This is a genomic window from Nonomuraea sp. NPDC004580, assembly GCF_040609855.1.
Lineage (GTDB): Bacteria > Actinomycetota > Actinomycetes > Streptosporangiales > Streptosporangiaceae > Nonomuraea > Nonomuraea salmonea.
In genome coordinates, this window is record NZ_JBEXLH010000003.1 from 241526 (window position 1) to 266832 (window position 25307).

24 protein-coding genes are annotated in these 25307 nt (G+C 71.5%); 9 read left to right on the forward strand and 15 right to left on the reverse strand.

Annotated features, from left to right (window positions below; all coding sequences use genetic code 11):
- Positions 1–8: 8 nt before the first annotated feature.
- From ABZW11_RS06390 to ABZW11_RS06405, 4 genes are all read right to left on the reverse strand, one after another.
- The gene (locus ABZW11_RS06390) at positions 9–1226 is read right to left on the reverse strand and encodes an FAD-dependent monooxygenase (RefSeq protein WP_355413266.1); all 1218 of its coding nucleotides are present in this window, start codon (positions 1224–1226) and stop codon (positions 9–11) included.
- Complete coding sequence (locus tag ABZW11_RS06395; RefSeq protein WP_355413268.1) at positions 1223–1969, reverse strand: hypothetical protein; 747 nt, start codon at positions 1967–1969, stop codon at positions 1223–1225. The genes ABZW11_RS06390 and ABZW11_RS06395 overlap by 4 nt, the downstream gene beginning before the upstream one ends.
- A 58-nt stretch (positions 1970–2027) precedes the next feature.
- Positions 2028–2240, reverse strand: a complete 213-nt coding sequence (locus ABZW11_RS06400) for a hypothetical protein (RefSeq protein WP_355413270.1) — start codon at positions 2238–2240, stop codon at positions 2028–2030.
- 775 nt (positions 2241–3015) lie between these two features.
- A complete protein-coding gene (locus ABZW11_RS06405; RefSeq protein WP_345387553.1) occupies positions 3016–3753 on the reverse strand; it encodes a hypothetical protein in 738 nt (245 codons plus the stop codon).
- Positions 3754–3977: 224 nt separating this feature from the next.
- On the opposite strand from ABZW11_RS06405, the gene ABZW11_RS06410 reads away from it, so the two are divergent.
- Positions 3978–5234, forward strand: coding sequence for a Scr1 family TA system antitoxin-like transcriptional regulator (locus ABZW11_RS06410; RefSeq protein WP_355413272.1), 1257 nt, complete (start codon positions 3978–3980; stop codon positions 5232–5234).
- 183 nt (positions 5235–5417) lie between these two features.
- Positions 5418–6245: an SAM-dependent methyltransferase gene (locus ABZW11_RS06415; RefSeq protein ID WP_355413274.1), complete on the forward strand. Its 828-nt coding sequence runs from the start codon at positions 5418–5420 to the stop codon at positions 6243–6245.
- Between the two features lie 65 nt (positions 6246–6310).
- Here the strand turns inward: ABZW11_RS06415 and ABZW11_RS06420 are convergent, their stop codons facing one another.
- Positions 6311–7129, reverse strand: a complete 819-nt coding sequence (locus tag ABZW11_RS06420; RefSeq protein WP_355413276.1) for a DUF4253 domain-containing protein — start codon at positions 7127–7129, stop codon at positions 6311–6313.
- Between the two features lie 110 nt (positions 7130–7239).
- Here ABZW11_RS06420 and ABZW11_RS06425 point away from each other — a divergent pair, with 110 nt between their 5' ends.
- Entirely contained in the window at positions 7240–7845 is a 606-nt protein-coding gene (locus ABZW11_RS06425) for an HAD-IA family hydrolase (RefSeq protein ID WP_355413278.1), read from the forward strand.
- A 155-nt stretch (positions 7846–8000) separates the two neighbouring features.
- Here the strand turns inward: ABZW11_RS06425 and ABZW11_RS06430 are convergent, their stop codons facing one another.
- On the reverse strand, positions 8001–9026 hold the full coding sequence (locus ABZW11_RS06430) for a TIGR03118 family protein (protein WP_355413279.1): 1026 nt from the start codon (positions 9024–9026) through the stop codon (positions 8001–8003).
- 219 nt (positions 9027–9245) lie between these two features.
- Between ABZW11_RS06430 and ppgK the strand changes: the two genes are divergently transcribed.
- Positions 9246–9968, forward strand: a complete 723-nt coding sequence (ppgK, locus tag ABZW11_RS06435; RefSeq protein WP_355413281.1) for a polyphosphate--glucose phosphotransferase — start codon at positions 9246–9248, stop codon at positions 9966–9968.
- 72 nt (positions 9969–10040) lie between these two features.
- Here ppgK and ABZW11_RS06440 read toward each other — a convergent pair whose 3' ends face one another.
- Positions 10041–10472 carry a MarR family transcriptional regulator gene (locus ABZW11_RS06440; protein ID WP_355413283.1) on the reverse strand — a complete coding sequence of 144 codons (432 nt, stop codon included), beginning with the start codon at positions 10470–10472 and terminating at the stop codon, positions 10041–10043.
- 57 nt (positions 10473–10529) lie between these two features.
- Between ABZW11_RS06440 and ABZW11_RS06445 the strand changes: the two genes are divergently transcribed.
- The 3 genes from ABZW11_RS06445 to ABZW11_RS06455 all read left to right on the forward strand — a co-directional run bounded on the left by ABZW11_RS06445 (position 10530) and on the right by ABZW11_RS06455 (position 15664).
- Positions 10530–10889: a VOC family protein gene (locus ABZW11_RS06445; RefSeq protein ID WP_355413285.1), complete on the forward strand. Its 360-nt coding sequence runs from the start codon at positions 10530–10532 to the stop codon at positions 10887–10889.
- 92 nt (positions 10890–10981) lie between these two features.
- Positions 10982–14905, forward strand: a complete 3924-nt coding sequence (gene hrpA, locus ABZW11_RS06450) for an ATP-dependent RNA helicase HrpA (protein WP_355413287.1) — start codon at positions 10982–10984, stop codon at positions 14903–14905.
- 105 nt (positions 14906–15010) lie between these two features.
- Complete coding sequence (locus tag ABZW11_RS06455; RefSeq protein WP_355413289.1) at positions 15011–15664, forward strand: HAD family hydrolase; 654 nt, start codon at positions 15011–15013, stop codon at positions 15662–15664.
- Between the two features lie 23 nt (positions 15665–15687).
- Here the strand turns inward: ABZW11_RS06455 and ABZW11_RS06460 are convergent, their stop codons facing one another.
- From ABZW11_RS06460 to ABZW11_RS06490, 7 genes are all read right to left on the reverse strand, one after another.
- Positions 15688–16011 carry a DUF5709 domain-containing protein gene (locus ABZW11_RS06460; protein ID WP_355413291.1) on the reverse strand — a complete coding sequence of 108 codons (324 nt, stop codon included), beginning with the start codon at positions 16009–16011 and terminating at the stop codon, positions 15688–15690.
- 126 nt (positions 16012–16137) lie between these two features.
- A complete protein-coding gene (locus ABZW11_RS06465; protein WP_355413293.1) occupies positions 16138–17682 on the reverse strand; it encodes a gamma-glutamyltransferase in 1545 nt (514 codons plus the stop codon).
- 46 nt (positions 17683–17728) lie between these two features.
- Positions 17729–18040, reverse strand: coding sequence for a MerR family transcriptional regulator (locus ABZW11_RS06470; protein ID WP_355413295.1), 312 nt, complete (start codon positions 18038–18040; stop codon positions 17729–17731).
- Between the two features lie 59 nt (positions 18041–18099).
- Positions 18100–18531, reverse strand: a complete 432-nt coding sequence (locus tag ABZW11_RS06475; RefSeq protein WP_355413297.1) for an Hsp20/alpha crystallin family protein — start codon at positions 18529–18531, stop codon at positions 18100–18102.
- A gap of 109 nt (positions 18532–18640) precedes the next feature.
- Complete coding sequence (locus ABZW11_RS06480; protein ID WP_355413299.1) at positions 18641–19339, reverse strand: MFS transporter; 699 nt, start codon at positions 19337–19339, stop codon at positions 18641–18643.
- Positions 19339–19488, reverse strand: coding sequence for a hypothetical protein (locus ABZW11_RS06485; protein ID WP_355413301.1), 150 nt, complete (start codon positions 19486–19488; stop codon positions 19339–19341). The genes ABZW11_RS06480 and ABZW11_RS06485 overlap by 1 nt, the downstream gene beginning before the upstream one ends.
- 182 nt (positions 19489–19670) lie before the next feature.
- On the reverse strand, positions 19671–21404 hold the full coding sequence (locus ABZW11_RS06490; protein ID WP_355413303.1) for an ABC transporter ATP-binding protein: 1734 nt from the start codon (positions 21402–21404) through the stop codon (positions 19671–19673).
- Positions 21405–21475: 71 nt separating this feature from the next.
- Between ABZW11_RS06490 and ABZW11_RS06495 the strand changes: the two genes are divergently transcribed.
- On the forward strand, positions 21476–21922 hold the full coding sequence (locus ABZW11_RS06495) for a MarR family transcriptional regulator (protein ID WP_355413305.1): 447 nt from the start codon (positions 21476–21478) through the stop codon (positions 21920–21922).
- Here ABZW11_RS06495 and ABZW11_RS06500 read toward each other — a convergent pair.
- Positions 21889–23046 carry a helix-turn-helix domain-containing protein gene (locus ABZW11_RS06500; protein ID WP_355413307.1) on the reverse strand — a complete coding sequence of 386 codons (1158 nt, stop codon included), beginning with the start codon at positions 23044–23046 and terminating at the stop codon, positions 21889–21891. The genes ABZW11_RS06495 and ABZW11_RS06500 overlap by 34 nt on opposite strands.
- Before the next feature lie 106 nt (positions 23047–23152).
- Here ABZW11_RS06500 and ABZW11_RS06505 point away from each other — a divergent pair, with 106 nt between their 5' ends.
- Positions 23153–25252, forward strand: coding sequence for a M6 family metalloprotease domain-containing protein (locus tag ABZW11_RS06505; protein ID WP_355413309.1), 2100 nt, complete (start codon positions 23153–23155; stop codon positions 25250–25252).
- Positions 25253–25307 lie beyond the last annotated feature (55 nt).

A 25307-nucleotide genomic window follows, 5' to 3' on the forward strand; every position in this document is an offset into this window, starting at 1 on the left:
TTCAAGCGTCAGGCCCTCCCCACGGCTTTCCGCACGGGCACCTGGTTCCGCACCTGGTTCGGCACCTGGTTCGGCACCGGGTCGAGCAGCGACGCCTGCGCCAGGTAGGCGCGGGTGGCGTCGGGGTCGCCGGCGATGGCGCGTAATCCGGCCATGGCCGCGGCGAGCCGGGCACTGTCACGTTCCCGTACGCCCGCGGGACGCGTCTCGCCGCGCGGGATCACCCGGTGCATCAGCACCGAGCGCCGCCGCCAGGCCCACGCCTCCAGCGCGGCGGCCGGGGCGTACCCGCCGATCACCGCCGCGATGACCTGGGCGGCCTCGGCGGCGTCGTGGATGCCGGCGTTCATGTTCAGCCCGCCGATGGTCGAGGTCAGGTGCGCCGCGTCGCCCACGAACAGCACCCGCCCGCACCGGTACGAGGTCAGCACCCCCCGGTTCAGCCCGAACCGGTCGGCCCCCGTGACCCTGATGGGCTCGGTGGCGCCCGGCAGGGACCGCCGGACCAGCAGCGACAGGTTCGACGGCGACAGCGGCTCGTACGCCTCGCAGGGGATCTTGAAGATGATCCGCCAGTGGTCGGGCAGCTTGAGCAGGGTGCACGACTGCTGCACGTCCCGTACGTACGTCAGCGGCGCCAGGCTCGGCAGCAGCCGGTCCAGCGGCGCCTCGGTGAAGACCCGCAGCGCCTGGGCCGGGCAGGCGGCCCGGGGGAACGGCAGCCCCAGCGCCCCGCGCACGCTGCTGTCGGCGCCGTCGGCGGCGATCATGTACCGCGCCCGCGTCCAGGTGTGGCCGACGCGGACCCGGACGCCCGTGCCGCCCTCGGCGACGCCGTCCACCTGCGCGCCGAAGCGTACGTCCACGTCGGGGTAGACGTTGAGCGCCTCCAGCAGCAGCGGCGTCAGCGCGCTCTGGTCGGCGTGGACCCTGAAGGGATGCTTGGTCAGGCCGTCGAGCCGGTTCATGCCCATCTCGGCCAGGACGAGCCCCGACCTGTCGCGCCACTGCACCCGGTCGACCACCCGGCCGCCGGCGACCAGCCTGGCGGCCACGCCGAGGTCGTCGAGCAGGTCGAGGGTGGCGGGGTGAAAGGTGCAGGCACGGGGCTGCCTGGGCAGCTCGCTCTCGCGCTCCAGCACGGTGACCGGGATCCCGGCCCTGGCCAGGGAGAGCGCCGCGGTCAGGCCGGCCGGCCCGGCTCCGGCGACGATGACGCCGTTCATGCGCGGCCTCCCGTGTGCGCCACCCTCCGCGCGGCCGTCCTGCGGTGGGGGAGCGGGCTGAGCGTCACCTGACGGCCGAACGCCCTGGACAGCGCCCACCAGGCCAGGCAGAGGTTCGTGGTGAGCAGCCGCCGGTCGTTGCCGGTGGTCAGCGGCCCGAGCACGGGCAGCGTCGGCAGTCCTGTGCCGGTGAACAGCAGCGCCGCGTCATCGGGCGGCTCGGCCGACTCGACCTGGGAGATCAGCTCCTCGGGGGTGACCGCGTACGAGGAGTAGCCGTCGCCCGCGCGGATCTGCACGACCTGCGTGACGGTGACGCCGGCCGTCTTCCAGAACCGCTCGGCGAGGTCGGTCACCCACGGCTCGTACGGCGAGACCAGCACGATGTCGCTCACGCCGAGATGGTCGAGCGCCTCGTGGGTGGCCAGCGTCGCCGAGGCGATCGGCAGCTTGGTCGCCGTGGTCAGCTCCGTGCACTGCCGGCGGTCCTCGTCGGGGCCCAGCAGGTAGCGCGGCTCTGTGCAGGCCATGACCAGCGCGTCCAGCCGCAGGCCGCCGAAGGCGCGCGCCATGGCGGGCAGCGCGGCGTTGTAGCTCTCCAGGCGGTCGGTCAGCGAGGGACGCGGACAGATGGGGAGGCGGGCGACGTACATGTCGGCACGCGAGCCGAACAGCCGGGTGAGTTCCGGCTCGGCGGAGGGGTTCTCCGGCGCGACGATCACGCCGACCCTGCCGCGGCTCACAGCGTGCCCCGGACGGTGCGCATGGTCTTCCTCCTGTGCGGGAAGGCGAGAGAAAGGGTCACGAGGCGCGGTGCCGGAGCGCCTGGTCGATCTCGGTGATGGCGTCGACGGACACCTGACGGATGCGGCGCAGCCGGTGCACGGTGCGCGCCGTCGCCTGCGCGGGCGCAGCCGCCCTGTCCTCGTCGCCGTAGGGTGGCGGCGGGCCGGGCCTCACGCTTCGCGGATGCACTTCATGGGGTTGTGACCTGCGCGTTTCGTCGGTGAGCATGATCGCTCCTGATCTATAGCGGGTGTCCTGAACGGTTGCGGGCTGAGTCGGGGGCCTCCGCGCGGGCGCGGCGCGTGGCCGCGTACCGGGAGGAAGGCCGCGCGTCGTGCGGCGAGGAGCCGGCGGGCTGTCGCCGGCCCCTCTTCCGCCGCGCGCTGAGATCGACGTCCGGTCTCACGTCCCGACGCCACGGCGACCCGCACCAGCGCCGTGGCGGCGAGCAGAACGGCGGCCGGCGGAACGGTCACGGGCGCACGCCCGGGCACCGCTGCCCGCCGGGACGGCCGGTCGATCGGCTCAGTGGCGCCCGCCCTGCCGATCTCCCCGCCGAAGCCGGGTTGGAACAAGTTGAGCCGACCCCAGGCGCTACCCCTCGAGTTGGCCAGCACGCCAGCCGCTACCGCGCTGGCCAACAGCACCGAACCGACTGAGTCGGGCACGTGCCGCACGGTGCCGGGGGGGCGGGGAAGCGCCGGGGCCAGCGCTTCGCGCGCTGCCACCGTTCCCGCACTGAAGGCGGACGGGCCGGGCAGGCCGTGCGCGGCCCGCCACCTCCCGCCGCCGGATGGCAGCGCCGGCATTCCGGCGCCTGCGCTCACGCGCGTCGGCGCGGTGCCCGGAGGCACGCGTCCGGTGGACCGCTCGCCGGCGAACGGCGCGGGCGAGACGGGGAACCGCATCGCGGCTCCGATGCAGGGATCGGGCCGTCCTCCCCGCGGTCCTGGCCCTGGCGCGGCCGTGATGACCGCGGTCGCGCCCTGGCGGCTGGTGTTCGTCATCGGGCCGTCACCGCACTCTCGGCCACGTTCGGGACGCTGACGCAGACCATGCGCTCCGTCAGCCCGGCACGCTGTGCCGCCGATCGGGGCCCGGCCGTCCGCGTCCGTGCCGGTCCCGCACCACCGGCGACCGTACGCGCGACCTTCGAGGCCAGGACGAGGTGCTCACCGCAGCGCCTGGCCACCTTGGCCTCCAGACCGGCCACCTGGGCCAGCCTGAGCCGCATGGGCTCCAGCGACGACCGGCGTTCGAGCCCTTCGAGGTCGGCCAGCCGGGCCGGCCAGCGCAGCGCGTCGGCGCAGCGAGCCTCGACCTCGGCGGGCACGTCCGCCATCGGGAACCCGTCGTGACACAGCCGGGTGGCGAGCATGACGGCGGTGAACGCCGTCTGGTCGAAGTCGGCCAGCCGTCCCTTGAGGGCCGCGCCCAGCATCCTGACGCGGTGGCTCAGGCAGACCGCACTCCACCCGAGCAACAGCAGCCGTTCCGGTCCCGTCTCCGTGTGCCAGCCGGCCAGCCGCAGCTCGCGGGCCATCCGGTGGTAGAAGCGCCAGCGGTGACGAGGGCTTTCCAGCCAGACCTGGAGACCGCCCAGCGGCAGGCCGGCGACCTGGACGTCGTCGCCCGCCTCCGGCCCGGTCACGCGGGCACAGATGCGGCGCACCGCCTCTTCCTGCCCGGCGGAGACCGGATCGTCCATGAACCGGGAACCGTCCCGATGCTCCATGGTCATGTCCGGCCACCTCCTTGCCCGGGGAATCTCTCCAGAACCCGTAGGCTGTTAAGCCACAGTTACCATGCGCTTCCGATAGTCCGCTTTCGGGGGGGACTATGTCAACTGACAGTTTGCGAATAAGTTGATACCCCATCGCGGGGCAGAGCTTGCCCGCATGGCAGGGGACACCGGGCCCCGCGTCCCTTACGCTGGAAAAGTTCACGGGCGGTAGGAGGTGTGCCGTGGCGAACTTCGCCGAACGGCTCGATCTCGCGCTGACCAAGCGCGGTTTCACCGGCGCGCAGGTCGCCTCCGCCCTGACGGAGGCGGGCATCCCCATCACGCGCGCCTACGTCAGCCAGTTGCGCACGGGCAAGCAGACCAACCCGACGCTCCAGGTGCTGCGGGCGCTGGCCTCGTGCCTTCAGGTGAGCGTGGGCTGGCTGGTCGGCGACGACTACCTCGAGTCAGGGTCGGTCGAGGACCTCCAGTTGCGCGCCGCCACCATCGGCCTGTCCGCCTCAGGGCTGTCCGAGAGCTCGCTGGCCGTGCTGCGCGGCGTCGTGGAGATGGCGCGCAAGGCCGAGGGGCTGCCCGACGAGCCCGAGCCCACCTCCGAGATTCCTGAGGCGGTCGCGCCGCTGAGCGGGCCGCAGCGCAGGGCGCTCGGCAAGCGGCTGCACGGCCTGCGCGTCTCGGCCCGGCTCTCCGTCGAGCAGGTCGAGACCGCGATCGGCAAGGGCGCCGCGGCGATCCCCGCCATCGAGGAGGGTCGCATCGCGCCCGCCCCCATCACGGTCGAGCGCCTGCTGACCGTCTACGGCGTCTCGTCGCCGCCCATCCGCGAATACGTGCTGAGCCTGGCCAGGGGCGAGCGCGAGGCAGCCTGGTACGACGCCCAGTCGGTGCCCGTCTGGCTGGCCACCGGCTACGCGCTCGAACAGCGCGCCACCGTGATCCGCAGCTACCACCCCCAGTTCGTGCCGCCGCTGCTGCAGACCGAGGAGTACGCCAGGGCCGCGCTCACCGTCGCGGGCCCCGCCACCCTCGGCCAGCAGACGGTCGACGAGGCGCTCGCCCTCGTCATGGCCCGCCAGGAGGCGCTGCCCCGCGACAACGGCCTGGTGCTGTGGGCCGTCATCGACGAGAGCGTGCTGACCCGCTCGATCGTCGGGCAGCACGTCCAGCTCCGCCAGCTCGAGGTGCTCCTTGAGCACGCCAAGCGGCCCAACGTCTCGCTGCACGTGGTGCCGACGGACGATCCCGTCTACGTCCCGCGCACCGGCCCGTTCACGATCTGGCGCTTCGCCGAGGCGTTCGAGCCCGACATCGCCTGCGCCCACGGCATCGAGTCCGACCGGCTGACCGGCGACGCGGCCGAGGTGGAGGTCTACCACCAGGCGTTCACCAAGCTGTCGGTGACGACCACCACCCGTGAAGAGACCTTCGAGGTGCTCAACCACCATCGCGAAAGGCTTTCGCGTTCGTTCGGAAAATGAGCCCTTTCCCGCCCGCGAGATCATTTATGCCGGCGAGTGGTTAGTGACATATACCCAAAACTAATGGCTTTTCCGGTTGTCTTTCCCCGTGTGGCGAGGATCATATGGTCTGGGTCATCGAGTGGGGTCCGAAAGGATCATCTTTTCCCGAGATTGTGGGCGAGGGGAAAGGGGCAACACTCAATGCGTCAGCGTGCCATCCGAAATCTGGCGAAGCTGGAGCTGACCCAAGCGAGAGTCACCCGGATTCTCGATGCGGCCGCAGGTGGGAAGAACCACTTCACGGCCGATCGGGACGCCGTGCGGCGCTACGACCTGGCCGCCCCCGTCACCACGACGGCCGCCCGTGCCGTGCTGCGGTTCTTGTGCCGGGTGGTCCGTCACCTGGCCGTACGCGGTGTGGACCAGTTCGTGATCGTCGGCAGCGGGGTGCCCAGCGGGCTGCCCGCCGGCCGCCAGTTGCACGACGTCGCGCGCAAGGCGCTGCTCGACTCGGTGCCGCGCGTGGTCTATGTCGAGAACGATCCGATGGTGCTGGCCGGAGCGCGGGCCACCATCGAGCCCGTCACCGATCTCGTCCGCGTCGTCGAAGGCGACCTGCGCGAGATCGACGCGGTGCTCGACGACCGCGTCCTGCAGACGTTCCTCGATTGGGACCGGCCCATGGCCCTGTTACTGCTGTCGGCTTACAGCCTCAACGACGACGAATACTTCCATTACGTGATCAAACGCATTCGGCAGGTCGTTCCCGAGCGGAGTTATCTGTCGCTGGTGCAGACCACGTTCGACGCCATTCCCCCCGAGTTGCTGCCGGCCATTCACGACCTGCTCGCGATGACGCTGCCGGGGCATGCCGTACGCACCAGGGAGGAGGTCAAGGCGTTGCTCGAAGGGCTCGTACTGGTCGAGCCGGGGCTGGTGTGGGTCCCGGACTGGCGGCCCGACGGCTCCGACGACGCCTGCGATCCCGGCGCGTCCGGCACGTACGGGGCCGTGGCGCGCGTCCCCTGACGCGGACGACGGGGCCGGGACGGCACGGAAACCGGCCCCCGCGCGTCAGGGGCGCCCTGGAGCGCTCAGTCCCACCAGAACGACCAGGCGTGCCCGCCGATGATCTGCTCCGCGTACCCCTGCAGATCGCCAGGACCCTGCACCACGTTGTCCGGGCAGAACGTCCAGTGCTCGGCCGCCACGTGCAGCGCGTGCTCAGGATCGACCGGCGGCGCCGCGACGCTCAGGTCGAGCGTGTTGAACCCGACGCTCACCACCCGCGCCCCGAAGCGGTCCTCCCAGCTGCGCACCACCGCCGCCATCGGCACCATCCACTCGTTGTGGTGCAGCGCTCCCTGCCAGCCCATGACGGCCAGCGCGTCCGCGCCGCGGCCCGCGGCGACCAGGCCGAGCGGCATCCCCTTCGCCGCCAGCTCGCCCGCCAGCCACGCCGCCACCGCCTCGGGATCGGCCCGCAGCACGCCGGGCGGGGCCGGACCAGGACAGATCGCGCCGTACGGCTCCAGCTCTTCGAGCGCGTCCGCCGGCATCTGCGCCACCCACTCCTCCCACACCTCGGCCATGAACCCCTCGGCGGTGAAGTGGTCGATCTGACGGGGATCGTCCGGCACGACCTGCCCGACCGCCCACGGCTGCGCCGACTCGTCCAGCAGCAGCGGCCATAAGCCGCTGTGCGGGTGCCACTCGCGCAGCAGCGCCCAGTCGGCGCCGCCCGCCTGCTCGTCGCTCATCCAGAACGCCGGTCGCGGTGCCTCCCCCTGCCCGGTGTAGCCGGGATCCGGCCATACGACGTCGCCGGGAGGCAGCGCCACGGGCAGTCTCCTCCCCTTGCCGCCGTCGGCGAACAGCTGGCACAGCTCGCGTGGCAGCCGGTGATCGCTCATGCCCTACCGTTCCGATACCGAATCCTGTCTCGGAGATGGTAGTGCCGCGGGTCCCCTCAGCACCTGTGGCAGGGGGACGGGGTTGCGGGCACCGGGCAGAATGGTGGGCTGTGATCCCCTACGACGCGGTTCTCACCGACTTCGACGGCGTGCTGCGCCACTTCGACCACGCCGCCCAGGACGAGATCGAGGCCCGCTACGGGCTGCCGCTCACGACGACGGCCTTCGACCCCGATCTGATCATGCCGGCCACGCTCGGCGAGCGCACCGAGGCCGAATGGGCCGAGTCGGTCGCCGTGGCGCTCGGGGGAGACGAGCGGGCCAGGCAGGCGGTGGCCGAGTTCGTGGAGATCACATTCTGGGTGGACGAGCAGGTCAGGGAGCTGCTGGCCCGGGTGCAGGAGCACGTGCCGGTGGTCATCGTGACCAACGCCATGGACACCTTGGAGTCGCATCTCGACCTGCTGGGTCTCACACACTTCGCCGACGCCGTGGTCAGCAGCGCCAGGGTCGGCGTGGCCAAGCCCGACCGGCGCATCTACGAGATCGCCGCCGAGCTGGCCGGGGCGGCGCCTGAGCGCTGCCTGTTCGTGGACGACCGGCCGCAGAACGTCGAGGCCGCCGTGGCGCTCGGCATGACCGGCGTCCACTACCGCACCTTCGCCGACCTGACCGCCGCCCTCAATGACCGCCCTGACCTGACCGCCCTCACATGACCGGCCGCGCGGGGTCCGCGATCGCGAGGGTCGCGGGCGTCTCCGGCGCGGCTCGCGCCGGCCGCGCCGGAGACCCCCGACCGCCGCCCCCTCGCCCCTGTGGGCGAGCTGCGCTCCTCGCCGGGCTGGAGGGGACGGCGGCGGCTGAGCGCCGGTCAGTACCCGCCGTAGGGATTCTGGGAGGGGGGCCGGGTCGCTGGGGCGCTCGTCTTCTGGCCCGACGGCTTCGGCGCCGCGGCCGCCCCGTTCGAGCTGACCTTCGTGCCCTTAGGCGCGATCACGCCGACCAGGCCGTGCTTGGTGCCGTCGATGCCGGCGGAGAACCACAGGGCCTTCTCGCCGCCGGTGGCGGCGGTGCCCGGCTCAAGGTCCCAGAGCCCGGGCAGCACGATCTGCCTGCCACCGGAGTCGCGCAGGGCGCCGAGGTGCCGGCCCCGCTTGTACGCGTGCACCGTGCCGTCACCGAAGTTGCCGACCAGCAGCGAGCCCGCGTACTCGCGGCCCCAGCCCTTGGGCGCGGCGGTCAGTCCCCAGGGGGCGTTGAGCCCGACCCGGGAGATGCGCCCGGTCAGCCGCCCGTTGGCGTCGAACCGGCTGACGAACCCCTTGCCGTTGCCGAAGACCGGCTTGCCGGTCGCCGGGTCACGCAGGGCGTAGGCGACCCAGATGTTGCCGTTGGCCACCGCCACGTTGTAGGCGTTGTAGCCCTTCGGCAGCGCCGAGTCCCTGAACTGCCAGCGCGCCAGCTTGACATGCCGGAAGTCCTGGTCGAAGGCGTGGATGCGCCCACCGGCGAAGTCGGCCGCCAGCAGGAACGCCTCGTCCTCGGTCTGGACGAGCTCCAGCCCCTTGTAGTCGGCGCCGCGGGTGAAGGCCGCGATGATCGCGTTGGCCGGGTCGACCTCCGCGTTCCAGCCGCTGATGGCGCCGCTCGGGCTGGAGAAGATGAACGTGGCCGGCTTGCCCTTGACGGTGAAGCCCTGGCCGGGGTTGAACACCTGCCCGGTCGGGGCTCCGCCCGGGATCGCCACCTCCGTCTTCTCCTTCTTGCCCGTGCCGGAGTAGACGGTGGCGGTGCCGGTGCCGGTGTTCGAGACCCACAGAGTCTTGCCCATGGCCAGGCCCCACGGGTTGACGACCTTGGGGTCGGTGACAGGGGCCTTGCCCTTGACGTCCGACACAAGGTTGATGACGTCGAAACGCGTCCTGGTGGTGGCGTGTGCGGGAGTGGTGAGAGTCGCTCCCACAACGACCGCAACAGCGCAGAGTGTGATGATGCGTGGCCGCATCCGGTGCCTCCTAATGAGCGCTTGTGACGCGAGATACGTATGCGGGCGGGACGCGGGTTCAGCCGGACCGGAAAGAGAGTTCGCCGGCGTCGTAGCGGGGAGAGGAAGAGCATGGACGTCTTGGGCATCGACATCGGCGGCTCCGGCATCAAGGGCGCGCCGGTCGACACGGACGCAGGAGAGCTGCTGCGGGAGCGGCTGCGCATCCCTACGCCGGAGCCGTCGGGCCCGGACGCGGTCGCGGGCGTGGTGGCTCAGCTGCGCGAACATTTCGGGTGGAACGGTCCGGTCGGAGTCACCTTTCCGGGCGTCGTCGTGGACGGCGTGGTGCGCTCGGCGGCCAACGTCGACCGCTCGTGGATCGGCGTGGACGCCGGCCGGCTGTTCGGCGGAGCGACCGTGCTCAACGACGCCGACGCGGCCGGCCTCGCCGAGATGCGCTTCGGCGCCGGCCGCGGGCACCAGGGGACGGTGCTGGTGCTCACCTTCGGCACCGGCATCGGCAGCGCCCTGTTCACCGGCGGGGTGCTCGTTCCCAATACCGAGCTGGGGCACCTGGAGCTGCACGGCAAGGACGCCGAGCACCGCGCCGCCGCCCGGGTGCGCGAGGAGCACGACCTCAGCTGGGAGAAGTGGGCCGAGCGGGTCGAGGAGTACCTGCGGCACGTCGAGATGCTGTTCTCGCCGTCGCTGATCGTCCTCGGCGGGGGAGTGAGCAAGAAGGCGCAGAAGTTCCTGCCGCACGTACGGCTCGACACGCCGATCGTGCCGGCCGGCCTCCAGAACCAGGCCGGCATCATCGGCGCCGCCCACGCCGCCGCCTCCCACACGTAGCGCCGCTGCCTACGCATAGCGCCGCCGCCCCTCCCCCATGTAGCCGCCGACGCTGTGCGGGGCCCGCGGGTGTCAGTCCGTGAGGGCTTCGGCCATGCGGGCCAGCAGTCGCGCCAGCTCCTCCGCCTGGTCCGGGGCCAGCGGGGAGTTCATCCGCCGCTCCACGGCCAGCACGTCGGCCTTGGCGGCCGCCAGGCGGCGCCCGCCTGCCTCGGTGAGCCGGGCGGGCAGCGCGCGCCCCGAGGGGGCCGTCGACGGCCGCTCGACCAGCCCGGCCTCCTGGAGGTGCTGCAGCAGCACGTTCATCGACTGCCGGGTCACGAACACCGCGCGCGCCAGCTCCGCGTTCGACAGCCCTGGCCGCTGCCCGAGCACGTCGAGGCACGAGTACTGCGGCGTGGTGAGCCCGTGCGCGCGCAGCACGCCGTCCATGGCCGCCCGCAGAGCCGCCTGCACCCGTTTGAGCTGGTATCCGACGCTGCGCCCAAGCTCGTCTTGCGTCATGTCAACATTCTGACATACAGTTCCTATGTCAATGTTCTGACATGCGAGGAGAAAACCATGGCCGTCACCGGCATCGACTTCGTCGCCCTCCAGGTCCGCGACCTCACCAAGGCCGCGGACTTCTACGAGCGGCGCCTCGGGCTCAAGCGCGCCCCCGCCGGCCCGCCCGGAGCCGTGGTGTTCGCCACCGAGCCCGTCCCCTTCGCCGTACGCGAGCCGCTCCCCGGCGTCGAGCTGCCCGAACGCCCCGGCACGGGCGTCGTCCTGTGGTTCGAGTGCGGCGACGCCCAGCGGCTGCACGACGACCTCCAGGCGGCCGGCGTGCCGATCGCGACCCCGCCGGCGGACGGCCCGTTCGGCCGCTCGTTCAGCTTCACCGACCCCGACGGCTACGTGGTCACCGCGCACAGCCGCTAGTCACGGCGATATTGGGATGCGCGCGGCGGGCGGCTCGGGCACCATGGGCGGTTGGCTCCGGCGAAGCGGAGCTCAAATATCCTGAAAGCAGTATGGGAACGTCTTCGTTGTCCTCGCCGTCCTCGCCGTCTCCGGCCCCGCCTTCCCGGCCCGCGCGGCCCTCCGGGTCACTCGCGGAGCTCCAGTCGCGCCTGCCCGAGCTCATGCCGCGCGACCAGCGGCGGCTGCGGCGCAGGCTCGACGGCATGCGCAGGGTCCGCTCCCGCGACGCGCGTGACAAGATCGCCGCCGAGATCCTCGCCGACGTCGAGCGGGCCGAGCAGCGGCTCGTACGCCGCCGCGACGCCGTCCCGGCGGTGACCTATCCGGACAACCTGCCGGTCTCGCAGCGTAAGGACGACATCCTCGCCGCCATCCGCGACCACCAGGTCGTGATCATCGCCGGCGAGACCGGCTCGGGAAAGACCACCCAGATCCCGAAGATCTGCCTGGAGCTGGGCCGGGGCGTACGCGGCCTGATCGGCCACACCCAGCCCCGCCGCATCGCCGCCCGCACGGTCGCCGAGCGCATCGCGGAAGAGCTCGGCACCGGGCTCGGCGAGGTGGTCGGCTACAAGGTCCGCTTCACCGACCAGGCGAGCGACCGCACGCTGGTCAAGCTCATGACCGACGGCATCCTGCTGGCCGAGCTGCAGAACGACCGCATGCTCGACCAGTACGACACGCTGATCATCGACGAGGCCCACGAGCGCAGCCTCAACATCGACTTCATCCTCGGCTACCTCAAACAGCTGCTGCCCAAGCGCCCCGACCTCAAGATCATCATCACCAGCGCCACCATCGACCCCGAGCGCTTCTCCCGCCACTTCGACGACGCCCCCATCGTCGAGGTCTCCGGCCGCACCTACCCCGTCGAGGTGCGCTACCGCCCGCTCGACGACGACGACGACCAGACCCAGGGCATCGTCGACGCCTGCCGCGAGCTGATCAGTGAGGGCCCTGGCGACATCCTGGTGTTCCTGTCGGGCGAGCGGGAGATCCGCGACGCCGCCGACGCCCTGGGGAAGGCCGACTTCCGCAACACCGAGGTGCTGCCGCTCTACGCCCGGCTGAGCGCCGCCGAGCAGCACCGCGTCTTCCAGCGCCACACCGGCCGCCGCATCGTGCTGGCCACCAACGTCGCCGAGACGTCCCTGACCGTGCCGGGCATCAAATACGTGGTCGATCCCGGCTACGCGCGCGTCTCCCGCTACAGCCACCGCACGAAGGTGCAGCGCCTGCCGATCGAGCCGATCTCGCAGGCCAGCGCCAACCAGCGCAAGGGCCGCTCGGGCCGTACGTCCGACGGCATCTGCATCCGGCTCTACGAGGAGGACGACTTCCTCAGCAGGCCGGAGTTCACCGACCCCGAGATCCTGCGCACCAACCTGGCCTCGGTCATCCTGCAGATGACCTCGATCGGGCTGGGCGACATCGAGGCGTTCCCGTTCGTCGAGCCGCCCGACCGCCGCCAGGTCAAGGACGGCGTCAACCTGCTCCACGAGCTGGGCGCGTTCGACGCCCACAACAAGCTCACCCCCATCGGCCGCAAGCTGGCGCAGCTCCCGGTCGACCCGCGGCTCGGCCGCATGGTGCTGGAGGCAGAGAAGAACGGCTGCCTGCGCGAGGTCATGGTGATCGCCGCGGCCCTGTCCATCCAGGACCCGCGCGAGCGGCCCGCCGACAAGCAGCAGCAGGCCGACGAGAAGCACCGGCGCTTCGCCGACCCCGAGTCCGACTTCATGGCCTACCTCAACCTGTGGAACCACCTGCGCGACAAGCAGAAGGAGCTGTCGTCCAGCGCGTTCCGGCGGCTGTGCAAGGCCGAGTTCCTCAACTACCTGCGCGTACGCGAGTGGCAGGACATCTACAGCCAGCTCCGCCAGACGCTCGGCGCCCAGCCCAACTCCCAGCCCGCCGAGCCGTACCACATCCACGCCTCGCTGCTGGTGGGCCTGCTGTCGCACATCGGCGTGAAGGACGTCATCGACAAGCAGCGCGGGCAGGACGGCCGGCGGCCGATCCAGGAGTACATCGGCGCCCGCAACGCCCGCTTCGCCATCTTCCCCGGCTCCGCGCTGGCCAAGAAGCAGCCGCAGTGGGTCATGTCGGCCGAGCTGGTCGAGACCTCGCGCCTGTGGGCCAGGGTCAACGCCAAGATCGAGCCCGACTGGGTCGAGCCGCTCGCCCAGCACCTGGTCAAACGCACCTACTCAGAGCCGCACTGGGAGAAGAACCAGGGCGCGGTGATCGCCCTGGAGAAGGTCACCCTCTACGGCGTCCCGCTCGTCGTCGGCCGCAAGGTCAACTACGGCCGCATCGACCCCGACCTGTCGCGGGAGCTGTTCATCAGGAACGCGCTGGTCGAGGGAGACTGGGACACCCACCACAAGTTCCTCAAGGACAACCGCCGGCTGCTCGGCGAGGTCGAGGAGCTGGAGAATCGGGCCCGCCGCCGCGACATCCTGGTGGACGACGAGGCGCTCTACGACTTCTACGACCAGCGGGTGCCCGCCGACGTCGTCTCGGCCCGCCACTTCGACTCCTGGTGGAAGAAAGCGGGGCGGGAGCAGCCCGACCTGCTCACGTTCTCGCCCGGGATGCTGGTCAACGAGGGCGCCGACATCAGCGCCCGCGACTACCCCGACACGTGGAAGCAGCTCGGCCAGCGGATGAAGCTGACCTACCAGTTCGAGCCGGGGGCCGACGCCGACGGCGTCACCGTCCACGTGCCGCTGGCGGTGCTCAACCAGGTCAGCTCCGACGGCTTCGACTGGCAGATCCCCGGCCTGCGCGAAGAGCTCATCACCGCGCTCATCAGGTCGCTGCCGAAGCACCTGCGCCGCAACTTCGTGCCCGCGCCCAACTACGCCAAGCAGGTGCTGGCCGGCGTCAAGCAGGGCGGTGAGCCGCTGCTGGCCGCGGTCGAGCGCGAGCTGCTGCGGCTCACGGGCGTCCGGGTGCCGCGCGAGGCGTGGCAGCTCGACCAGGTGCCCGACCACCTGCGCATCACGTACCGCGTGATCGACGAGAAGCGGCGTACGGTGGCCGAGGACAAGGACCTCGACGCGCTCAAGCGGCGGCTGGCCCCGCGCCTGCGCCAGACCCTCTCGCAAGCCGGCGACGACCTCGAGCAGACCGGCCTGCACACGTGGAGCTTCGGCACCCTGCCCAAGGTGTTCGAGCAGGGCCGGATGAAGGGCTATCCGGCGCTCGTCGACGCCGGCGACTCCGTCTCCGTCAAGATCTTCGAGACCGAGGCCGAGCAGCGCCGCTCCCACTGGCCGGGCCTGCGCCGCCTGCTCCTGCTCAACGTCACCAATCCCGCGAAGTCCCTGCTCGGCGGCCTGTCCAACCAGGCCAAGCTGGCGCTGTCGCGCAGCCCGCACGGCGGGGCGGTGGCGCTGTTCGACGACGTCGTCAACGCGGCGGTCGACAAGCTCATGCTGGAGGCGGGCGGCGTCGTCTGGGAGCCGGTCGGCTACGACCGCCTCTACCAGCACGTTCGCGCCAACCTCTATGACACCGCCCGCGACGTGCTGGGCAAGGTCGAGCAGATCCTCAGCGTGTGGCACGAGGCCGGGGCCCGGCTCGACGCCCTGCGCGCGAGCGCCGCCACCGACGACGTACGCGAGCAGCTCGGCAGGCTCGTCTACCCGGGCTTCGTCGCCGCGACCGGTCACGGGCGGCTGTCCGACGTCCTGCGCTACCTGCGGGCCATCGACCGTCGCCTGACCAAGCTCCCCGAGGACCCGTGGCGCGACCAGGAGTGGATGGACCGCGTCCACAAGGTCGAGGACGACTACGACGACCTGCTGGCCAAGCTGCATCCGGCGCGGCGGGGCGACCCCGACGTGGTGGAGATCCGGTGGATGATCGAGGAGCTGCGGGTGAGCTTCTTCGCCCAGACCCTCGGCACGCCGACCCCGGTGTCGGAGAAGCGCATCGCGAAGGCGATGGACCGGCTGGCGCCCTGAGACGTGTGGTTCGCGGCCGTGCCGTGAGAAAATCACCCGTGCACCGTTTGCCCTGTTCTGCCAGGCCGGCCGGTGCGCCTAGCCGCCAGGTGAGCAGGGGGATCAATGATCAAGGCAGTGGTGTTCGACGTCGGTGAGACGCTCATCAGCGAGGGCCGCATCTGGCACCGCTGGGCCGAGCGGCTGGGCATCAGCCCCTTCCTGCTCATGGGCGCCCTGGGCGGGATGGCGGCCCTCGACAGGTCGCACAGCGACGCCTTCCGGCTCGTGCGTCCCGGCATCGACATCGACGCCGAGGTGGCGGCCTGGGAACGTGACGACCCCGACGGCCTGCGCAACCACTTCGACGCCGGCGATCTCTATCCCGACGTGCGCGAGGCGCTGGCGGCCATCAGGGCGGCGGGACACCAGGTGATCATCGCCGGTAACCAGCCGTGCCGCGCCTACGACGCGCTGGTGGCGATGGACCTGCCCGCCGACTCCGTCCACACCTCCGACGGCTGGGGCGTGGCCAAGCCCGACCCCGGCTTCTTCGCCAAGGTCGCCGCGGTGGCCGGATGCGCGCCCGGCGAGATCCTGTACGTCGGCGACCGGCTGGACAACGACGTGCTGCCGGCCGCGGCGGCGGGCATGCGCACCGCGCTGCTGCGCCGCGGCCCGTGGGGCTACCTGCACGCAGAGCGGCCGCAGGCGAAGGCCGCCGACGTCATCGTCGACGACCTCCACGCCATCCTCCCCGCCCTGCGCCGCCTCGCCTGAGCGCCGGCCGAGGGCGCTTCACGCTAGGTGAGGTCGTCCTCCGAGTCGATGCGGATCGCGCGCTCCTCGGCCGAGAGGTCGTCGGCGTCGTCGGAGTACACCGTGGCGATCTCCTCGTCGTCCAGGTCGGGCCCGAGCCCCTCGTCCGGCTGGGTGAGCCGGTGTTTGGGGCGGGGTCCGCGCAGCCGGTCGGGGGCCTCGCGGCGCAGGCGCTCGTCGAGCGAGTCGTGGTGCCGGGGGTCGTCGGGGACGACCTCGTGCCGGAACCCGAGGTCGTCGGTCCACTCCTCGACTTCGATCTCCTGCTCGTCAGCCAGGCCGAACCGGTCCGGAGGCAGCTCCGTCATACGGGTACCCCTACCCGCTGAACGGGCCGGAATCCTAGGATCCGGCCTTCTTCACAGCCTGCGCCGGCTCTTGCCTGCCCATCTGCGACCGGCCGGGGATGCCGGCGGCGCCCGCTACCCGGCGGCTCAGCGCCCGATCGCGGCGCCGACGAGCGAGCGCGGGTCGGCGGCGCCGGCCAGCATGCCGTCGGGGCGGACGTCGATGAGGTGGGCGTGGCCGAACGAACTCCCGTACGGCAGCGCCGCCACCCGGTGCCCGAGCGCGGCGAGGCCGTCGGACCAGCCGCCGCCCTCCTCCAGGTCGAGCACGGCGTCGTCGGGCGCGTCCCAGGTGTCGAACCCGGTGCCGCCGGTGCCGAGCCGCCAGCGCGGCGCGGCGACGGCCCGGCCCGGCTCCTCGCCGTGGCGCAGCAGGCGGGTGATGACCTGCAGCAGGATCTGGGGCTGGGCGTCGCCGCCCATGGTGCCGACGACGGACCTGAGCGAGCCGCCGGGGCGGGTGATCAGCGCGGGGGTGAGCGTGTGGGGCGGGCGGCGGCCCGGCCCGTACTCGGCCGGGTGGCCGGGCTTGAGCGAGAAGCCGATGCCGCGGTTGTGGAGGTTGATCCCTGTACGGGGCTCGAACACCATGCTGCCGAACCCGGACGCGTTCGACTGGATGAGCGAGACGCCCATGCCGTCGCCGTCGACCACGCACAGGTAGGTCGTGTCGCCGTCCTGGGCCGGCCCGCCGAGCCGCAGCCGGGACCGCGAGTCGATCCGCGACCGCCGCCGGGTGATCTCGGCCGGGTCGAGCAGGTCCTTGGCGTCCTCGTGCAGCACGTCGAGCCGGTCGTGCCCGGCGATCCTGGCGGACTCGGCCAGCAGGTGGGCCCAGACGGGATGGGAAGGGGAGGCGGGCAGGTCGAGCCCCTCGGCGATGGCGAGGGACATCAGCAGCAGGTAGCCCTGGGAGTTGGGCGGCATGGACCAGACGTCGTGGCCGTGGGCGCGGGTCTTGAGCGGCTCGGCCCAGTCGGCGCCAGGCGCGGCCAGGTCGGCCTCGACATACTCGCCGGCGCCCGCCTCGACCAGGCCCTGCCCGAACTCGCCCAGGTAGAAGCCGTTTCGGCCGTGCCCGGCCACGGCCTGGAGCGCGCGGGCCACGCCGGGCCTGGTGACGCGGTCGCCCGCCGCGCGTACGGAGGCGAAGTCGCCGCCACCGGGCCGCCGGGCCGCGTTGGCGGCGCCCGCCACCATCAGCGGAGAGGCGGGGAACCCGGCGGAGGCCAGCCGGATCGCGGGCGCCAGCAGCTCGGCCATGGGCAGCCTGCCGTGCCTGCCGTGCAGCGCGGCCCAGCCGTCGACGCACCCTGGCACGGTGACGGATCTGATGTCGTGCAGGTGGGGCATGCGCGTGTGGCCTTCGGCGCGCAGCCGGGCCGGATCGGCGCCGGACCCCGCACGTCCTGAGGCGTTGAGCGCGGTGACGGTGGCGCCGTCGTGGACCAGGGCGAACAGGTCGCCGCCGAGGCCGCACATGTGGGGGGCGACGACCGCCAGCACGGCGTTGGCGGCGATCGCCGCGTCGGCGGCCGAGCCGCCGCGCTCCAGCATCGCCAGCCCGGCCGCCGAGGCCAGGTGGTCGACGCTGCACACCATGCCGGAGGGCGCGTATCTCGTGTTGTGCACGCCACGAGAGTACGCGCCCCTCCTATCTCCGGGCCGATCTCCGGTGTCACTCCTGCTCGCGCAGCCGTGCCCGCGTCTCTTCGAGCTCCTGGCGCAGGGCGGCGACCTCGCGCTCCAGCTCCAGGATGCGGCGGATGGCGATGAGCGTCATGCCTTCCCCGGCCATGCGGGTGACGTGCTGGACGACGACGATGTCGCGCCGCGAGTAGCGCCGCTGGCCGCCGCTCGACCTGCTGGGCCTGATGACGTCGTGCTGGTCGAGCCGGCGCAGGAAGGCGTGTTGCACCTGCAGCATCTCCGCCACCTGCCCGAGCGAGTAGAGAGGTGCGTGCTCGTCGTCGAAGGGCAGGTCCGGCATGTCATCTCCTCACGGGTCGGGGGCGGGCGGTCAGGGACGCCCGCCCCCGAGACCGCGTGTCAGGCCCTGATGGCCTTGGGCTCGCCGCGCTGGATCGCCACCTTACGCGGCTTGGCCCGCTCCATGACCGGGATGCGCACGGTGAGGACGCCGTTGGCGTAGCCCGCGTCGATGTTGTCGGCGTCGAGGTGCTCCGACAGGTAGACGCGGCGGGTGAACGTGCCCATCGTCCGCTCGTGGACGAACAGCCGCTCGTCGTCGGTGACTTCCTGCTCGCGGCGGGCGGTGACGCTGAGGACGCCGCGGTCCACGGTCACCTCGATGGAGTCCGGGTCGATGCCGGGCAGGTCGAAGCGCAGGATGACGTCGTCATCGCGGCGCAGCCCGTCCATCGGCATGATCGCGCGGCCGTTGTCGAACGTGTGACGGGTGAGACGGTCGAACTGCCGCTCGAACTCCTGCAGGAACGGGTCGATAGAGGTCAGAAGCATTTCCACCCTCCTCTGGTTGCTCGCTCGCAGCTAACCTCCAACTCCAGTTATAGGTTAACTGTTCGCTGATATGCAACCCAACAGAGGGAAAGAGCATTCCAACAGGTGGTCAGGCGTTCTCCAGCTGCGGGCGCAGCCGGATGGCCTGCCTGACCGTACGTCCGGAGAGCCGGGCCAGCCCCACCGCCGCGAGCAGCGCGGCCGACAGGCACGCCACGCCGCCGACCTCCAGGGCGACGCGCGGCCCGAGCGTGTCGCTCAGCCAGCCGAGCAGCGGCCCGCCGACCGCGCCCGCGGCGGCGCTGACGATGGACAGCGCCGCGATGACCCGCCCGCGCATCGCGTCGGGGCTGTCGAGCTGGGCGCGGGCGGAGACGGTGGTGTCCAGCGCCACCGCGCCCGCCGCGATCGGCACCATCAGGGCCGCGAACGACCACAGCGACGGCATCAGCCCGCTCAGCGCCTGCACCAGCCCCGTCAGGAACGCCATGATGAGCAGCAGCCGCAGCGTCAGCCGGGGCCGCGCGGCGGCGAGGAAGCCGCCCAGCACCGTGCCGACGGCGAAGACCGTGGACAGCAACCCGTAGCCGCCCGCGCCCGACTCCAGCGGCCCCGCGCTCATGGCGGCCATGGTGACCTGGTAGTTGCGCCCGACGCTGCCCGAGACGAACCAGAGCGCGAGCACCACGAGCAGCCAGGGCGTGCGCAGCACGTACCGCAGGCCGTCGAGCACGGCGCCGGGCTGCCGGTCGGCGGCGGCCAGCCGATGGAACTCCCGCCGCCGCATGCCCAGCACGGCCGCGATCATCACGAAGAAGCTGGCGGCGTTGACCACGAACAGGCCGCCAGCGTCGGCAGCGCCTGCATCACAAGGCTCAGTCCCACGCTGGTCGCCGAGCCCGTCAGGGTCAGGATGAGCCAGTTCACCCCCAGCACCTGCATCCGGGTACCGGTCACGGAGACGATGTCGGCTCCCGCCCAGAGCCGGTAATTGTGATGACGCAGGGCCCTGAAACGTGGAGGAGGACAGAGACACGAAGAATCCTTGCCTTGGGGAAGCACCGGGGGATGAACAAGCGCTTCCGCGAAGCGGATTCCGGTCTGACTGTAATGTGAGGCAAAGCACGTTGAGAACGCGGTCAGACGCGTTCCACGGGATGGTCGCGGCTCACCAGGGCCGCGTAGTGGCCGCCGCGGGCGATCAGCTCGTCGTGAGTGCCGCGCTCCACCACCCGCCCGTGGTCGAGCACCACGATCTGGTCGGCGTCGCGCACGGTGGACAGGCGGTGGGCGATGGTGACCGTCGTACGCCCCCGCGCCAGCGCGTCCAGCGCCTCCTGCACGGCCTTCTCCGTCTGCGTGTCCAGCGCGCTGGTGGCCTCGTCGAGCACCAGGACCGGCGGGTCGCACAGCAGCGTACGGGCGATGGCCAGGCGCTGCTTCTCACCCCCCGAGAAGCGGTAGCCGCGCTCGCCAACCACCGTGTCGTAGCCGTCGGGCAGTGCCGCGATGTGGTCGTGGATGCGCGCCGCCCGCGCCGCCGCCTCCAGCTCCTCGTCGGTGGCCGAGGGGCGGGCGAAGCGCAGGTTGTCGGCGATCGAGGCGTGGAACAGGTACGTCTCCTGCGACACGACCCCCACGGTGTCGCTGAGCGTCTCGAACGTCAGGTCCCGCACGTCCACGCCGTCGATGGTGACCCGGCCGGCGGTGACGTCGTACAGGCGGGGGAGCAGGTAGCTGAGCGTGGTCTTGCCCGAGCCCGTCTCGCCCACGATGGCCAGCGACGAGCCGGCGGGCACGGTGAGGTCGACGCCGGTGAGCGTGGGGGTGTCGCCGTAGGCGAAGTCGACCTGCTCGAAGCGGACCTCGCCGCGCACGTCCGTCAGCTCCCGCGTGCCCGGCCTGATGTCCACCGGCAGGTCGAGATACTCGAAGATGCGCCCGAACAGCGCCAGTGAGGTCTGCACCTCGACGCCGAGCCGCAGCAGCGACACCATCGGCCGGAACAGGCTCGTCTGCAACGTCGTGAACGCCACCAGCGTGCCCACCGAGATCGCCGCGGTGTGGCCGGCGGCCCAGTAGATGGCGGCGGGCATGGCGGCCATCACGAGCTGGATCGACGCCTGCCGCCAGCGCCCCGCCATGCTGGTGGCCACGCCCAGCTCGGCCAGCTCGTGCGAGGCCTTGCCGAAGCGCTCGGTCAGCTCGGCGGAGCGGCCCATTGTGCGGCCGAGCAGGATGCCGCTGATCGACAGCGACTCCTGCACCATCGAGGCGATGCCGGCGAGCTTGCGCTGGCGCTCGGAGGTGATGCGCTTGCGCTCGGAGCCGACCTTGCGGCTGATCCACACGAACGCCGGCAGCAGCGCGAGCGAGACCAGGGTCAGCCGCCAGTCGAGCGCGGCCATGGCGACGACTGTGGCGATCACCGTGGTCAGGTTGGAGACCAGGGACGCGGCCGTCGAGGTGACGACGGCCTGCATGCCGCCGATGTCGTTGGCGATGCGCGACTGCACCTCGCCGGTCCTGGTCCTGGTGAAGAAGGCCAGCGACATGCGCTGGAGGTGGCTGTAGACCGAGAGCCGCAGGTCGTGCATGACCCGCTGGCCCACGGTGGTGGAGACGAGCGTCTGCAGCACGTCGAACACGGTCGTCGTGACCGCCACGAGGACCATGCCGAGCGCGAGCAGGGTGAGCAGCCCGGCGTCCCTGGCCGGGATCGCCACGTCGAGCACCTCGCGCAGCAGGAACGGCGAGGCCAGCCCCACCAGCGAGGACAGCACGATGAGCGAGGCCACCACGGTGAGGCGGCCGCGGTAGGCGCCGAACAGCTTGATGATGCGCCCGATCGGCGCGCGCGGTTCCTCCGCCAACGTGGAACCTCCTTTCGGCTGCCCATTCGAACAGAGGTTAGCTCATATTTGTTCCGGCTAAACTTCTCGGCATGACAGACAAGGAGCTCGCGGAGCTCTTCTACCTGGTCGGCAAGCGCGTGCGGCACGGTTACGCCCACCGGCTGGTGCCGCTGGGGCTCAACCCGGGCCAGGCGCGGGCGCTGCGGGCTCTGGCCGACGCAGGGCAGCCCATGCGCATGGTCCGGCTGGCCGACGAGCTGCGCATCGTGCCGCGCTCGCTCACGCCCGTGGTGGACGCGCTGGAGACGGCGGGCCTGGTGCGCAGGCAGGTCGATCCGGCCAACCGGCGCTCCACGCTGGTCGTGCTCACCGGCGAGGGACGCGCGCTGGCCGAGCGGGCCCGCGAGGCGCGCAGGGAAGCGGGCGAGGAGTTGTTCGCGGTGCTCACGCCCGAGCAGCGCGCGTCGCTGCGCGAGCTGCTCGAACGCGTCGAGAGCGGAGGTCAGGACGGGCCGGGCGGCTCGCGCGGCAGATAACGCCCGGACAGGCGGGCCAGTTTCAGGCTGAGGTGCAGCGCCAGCCGCTCGCCGCCGTCCTTCAGATCGGTGCGGGCCAGCTCCTCCACCCGCTGTAATCGGTAGTACAGCGAGGTCCTGTGCAGCCGCAGCGCCTTCGAGGTCGCCACCGCGCTGCCCGCCAGATCCAGGTACGTCTCCAGGGTCTCCAGCAGCGGCAGGTACTGCGCGTCCGCCAGCAGCCCTTCGAGCCCCGGGTGCAGCTCCTGGTCGGGCAGCTGGGTGAGCATCCGGTAGACGCCCAGCCTGGCCCACTCCGCCGTACGCCCGAGGCCGGGCACCCGCGCCGTCACCTCGGCCGCGTGCCTGGCCTCCCGGTACGACTCCGCCGCCAGCGCCAGCTCCGGCCTGGGCCGCCCCACCCCGACCACCACCGGCACCGGCATGGCCGCGTGCAGCTCGTCGGCCGGGACCGGCGGTCCCGCCGTGAGCAGCACCGCGTGGTCGTAGCGCATCAGGTGCAGCGGGTGGTGCCCGCTCAGCCGCCGCCGCAGCGCCAGCAGCCCCTGCTCCAGCGCCAGCCGGAGCGCGTCGTCGGGCTCGGCCGTACGCGGCCTGGCCACCTGGACGGTCACCGGCTGCGCCTGCGGGAACGCGCCCGCCTCGATGAGCTGCCTGGCCGCGTCCCGCTCGCCGAGCAGCAGCCCGGTCACCGCCTCCAGCTCCCGCTGCGAGGCGAGCCCGCTGGCCAGGCTCTCGTGGAACAGCGCGAGGGCGAGCCCCGGCACGGCGCGGGCGGCCTCGGCGACGGCCGGCTCGGGCATGGGCGGCTCGGCGTCGATGAACCACAGGAAGCCGAGCAGGCCGTCGGCGTGCCGTACGGGGACGCAGACCCGCGGCAGCAGCCCGAGCTGCGGCGCGCCAGGCGTGCGCAGCGGCCCGGTCGCTTCGGCGATCCCGGCCGCGCGCAGCCACCGCCGCACTTCGGGCACGGTGTGCCGGCGCAGGATCGAGTCGCGGCGCACGTCGTCCATCGCGCCGTTCTGCTCGCTGTAGGCGACCACGCGCTGGTGGCGGTCCTCCAGGAGCAGGGGGCGTTCGAGGCGGGCGGCGAGCTCGTCCACGGCCCGCTGAAGATCCGCCACAACCACCCCCTTACGTGGACTTTTCGACAAATGACGGAAATGTCAGTACAGGTCTTCCCTACAACTGCTCGGTGATCTCCGTCAACAACGTCTATACGGTCAAGCCGTGAACGCCCCGAAGAAGCTGCTGAAGGGTCTGCTGGCGGCCATCGTGCTGATCCCGGTGAGCCTGATGGCGACCCCTGCTTCCGCAGCACCCCCCGAGAACCCCGAGCACCCGTGGCGGCAGAACCACTGGCCGCAGACCCAGCCCTGGCAGCTCGACGAATCCCTCGACACCCCTGCCGATGAGCGGGCCCTGCGCAAGACTCCCAGCGCCGGCCTCAAGCCCGTCGACCCGCAGAACTGGGTGAACCCCGACAACATGACGTGGGCGGACTACAAGAAGCCCCCCGGCACGAAGTGGAACGACCCCGCCGTCAAGGGGTCGCAGCGCACCTTCAAGGGCGCGCTCGTGCTGCTCGACTACCCCAACCAGCCGTTCGTGATGACCCAGCCGCAGAACTCGACGGTGTACGCCAACCCGAGCGCCGAGGCCCACGACATCCCGCGCGACCAGGTCGCCACGTTCTACCAGGACTTCCTCAACACCCCGAACGACCTCAACAAGGGGCACACCATCCACGAATACTGGATGGAGGACTCCGGTGGCCGCATCGGCGTGGAATTGACCGGGTTCGGCCCGTACACGATGCCGGGCAAGGACCACGAGTACGCGATGGAGTACCAGCGCCAGTCGTGCCCCTCCGGCGACAGCTGCACCAAGAACCTGCGCGCCGACGGCAACGCCGCCTGGCTGGCCGACGTCGGCCAGGACGTGGCGGACCAGTTCGACTTCGTCTTCTACCTCAGCGCCGGCCAGGACGAATCGGCCACCTGGCAGGAGTTCGGGATGATGAAGTTCCCGGCCAAGGAGGACGTCCCCGACGAGTGGGGCCCCGACGACCCCGCGCTGCCCAACTGGTCGCCGACCCGCTACGTCGAGTGGACCTCCTGGCAGGCCGGCTCCAACTTCTGGCCCAACGCCCGCTTCGGCGTCGACTCGGTGCAGGCCGAGAGCTCCGGCATGGGCGTCTACGCCCACGAGCTGAGCCACATCTTCGGCATCGCCGACAACTACAACAACCCGTACGGGGTGCCGCCGCGGCGGTCGTACACCGGCATCTGGGAGATGCTGAGCCGCGGCAGCTTCAACGGCCCCGGCGGCCCGCACTCCCGCTGGCTCATCCCGCCCACCGCGGGCGGGTCGATGGGCGCCCAGCACATGCTCCGCAACAAGATCAAGCTGAACATGGTGGACGAGGCGAACGTGCTGCGGCTCAGCCGCGAGGCGCTCGCCGAGTCGGGCCTGGTGACCGCCAAGGTGACGGCCCGCGTGGTGCAGCCGGGCAAGAACGGGCTGTCCGGCGTCAACATCGCGATGGACCAGGACCGCAGCACCTGTGACAGCGGCGATCCGCTGTGCGACGGCGGTGGTTACGACAACTACACCGTCGAGGTCGTCGACCGCATGGGCGCCGACTCGTTCACGCCCGACTCCGGCGTGCTGCTCGCCAAGACCAAGAACGAGGACAGGTCGCCGTTCGAGTGGGTGATCGACGCCAACCCGCAGGACATCGGCATGACCGACTACGTGCTGCCCGACGGCACGAAGGTGCCGATCACCATCGGCGACTACCGCCAGCTGTCCGACGCCCTCTTCCACGCCGGCACCGACTCCGGCAGCGAGTACGAGTACGTCGACGAGGCCAACCGCCTGCACTTCTACGTCACCGACCTGCACCGGGACAAGAAGGGCCAGCTGTCGTACACGGTCGCGATCCGCTCGCTCGACGGCGCGGGCCCGCAGCGGCGCGGCGTCAGGCTGCTGCCCTCGGTGGGGCCGCCGTCCGGCAAGAACGTCTCCACCTGCAAGTTCCCGCTGTTCAACACCGGCAAGAAGGCCGCGGCCCGTGGGCAGCACCCCGAGGACGTCAGCGCCTACCTCAACGCCGACATCTACCGGCTCAAGGCCGAGGCCCAGGGCAAGGGCTGGGACGTCCGGCTGCCCAACGCGCTGGCCTCCGTCGAGTTCGGCAAGCAGCAGCTCATCAGCGTGGACGCCGTACGCACCGGCGGCGGTCACGTCGGCAAGATCAAGCTCACGGCCACGTCCGAGAGCGACCCGGCCAAGAAGGCCACGGCCAGCTGCACCGTGATCGGCTGACATGACGGCGGGGCACGGCCGGCGCCGTGCCCCGTTCGCCCGTGCCCCGTTCGCC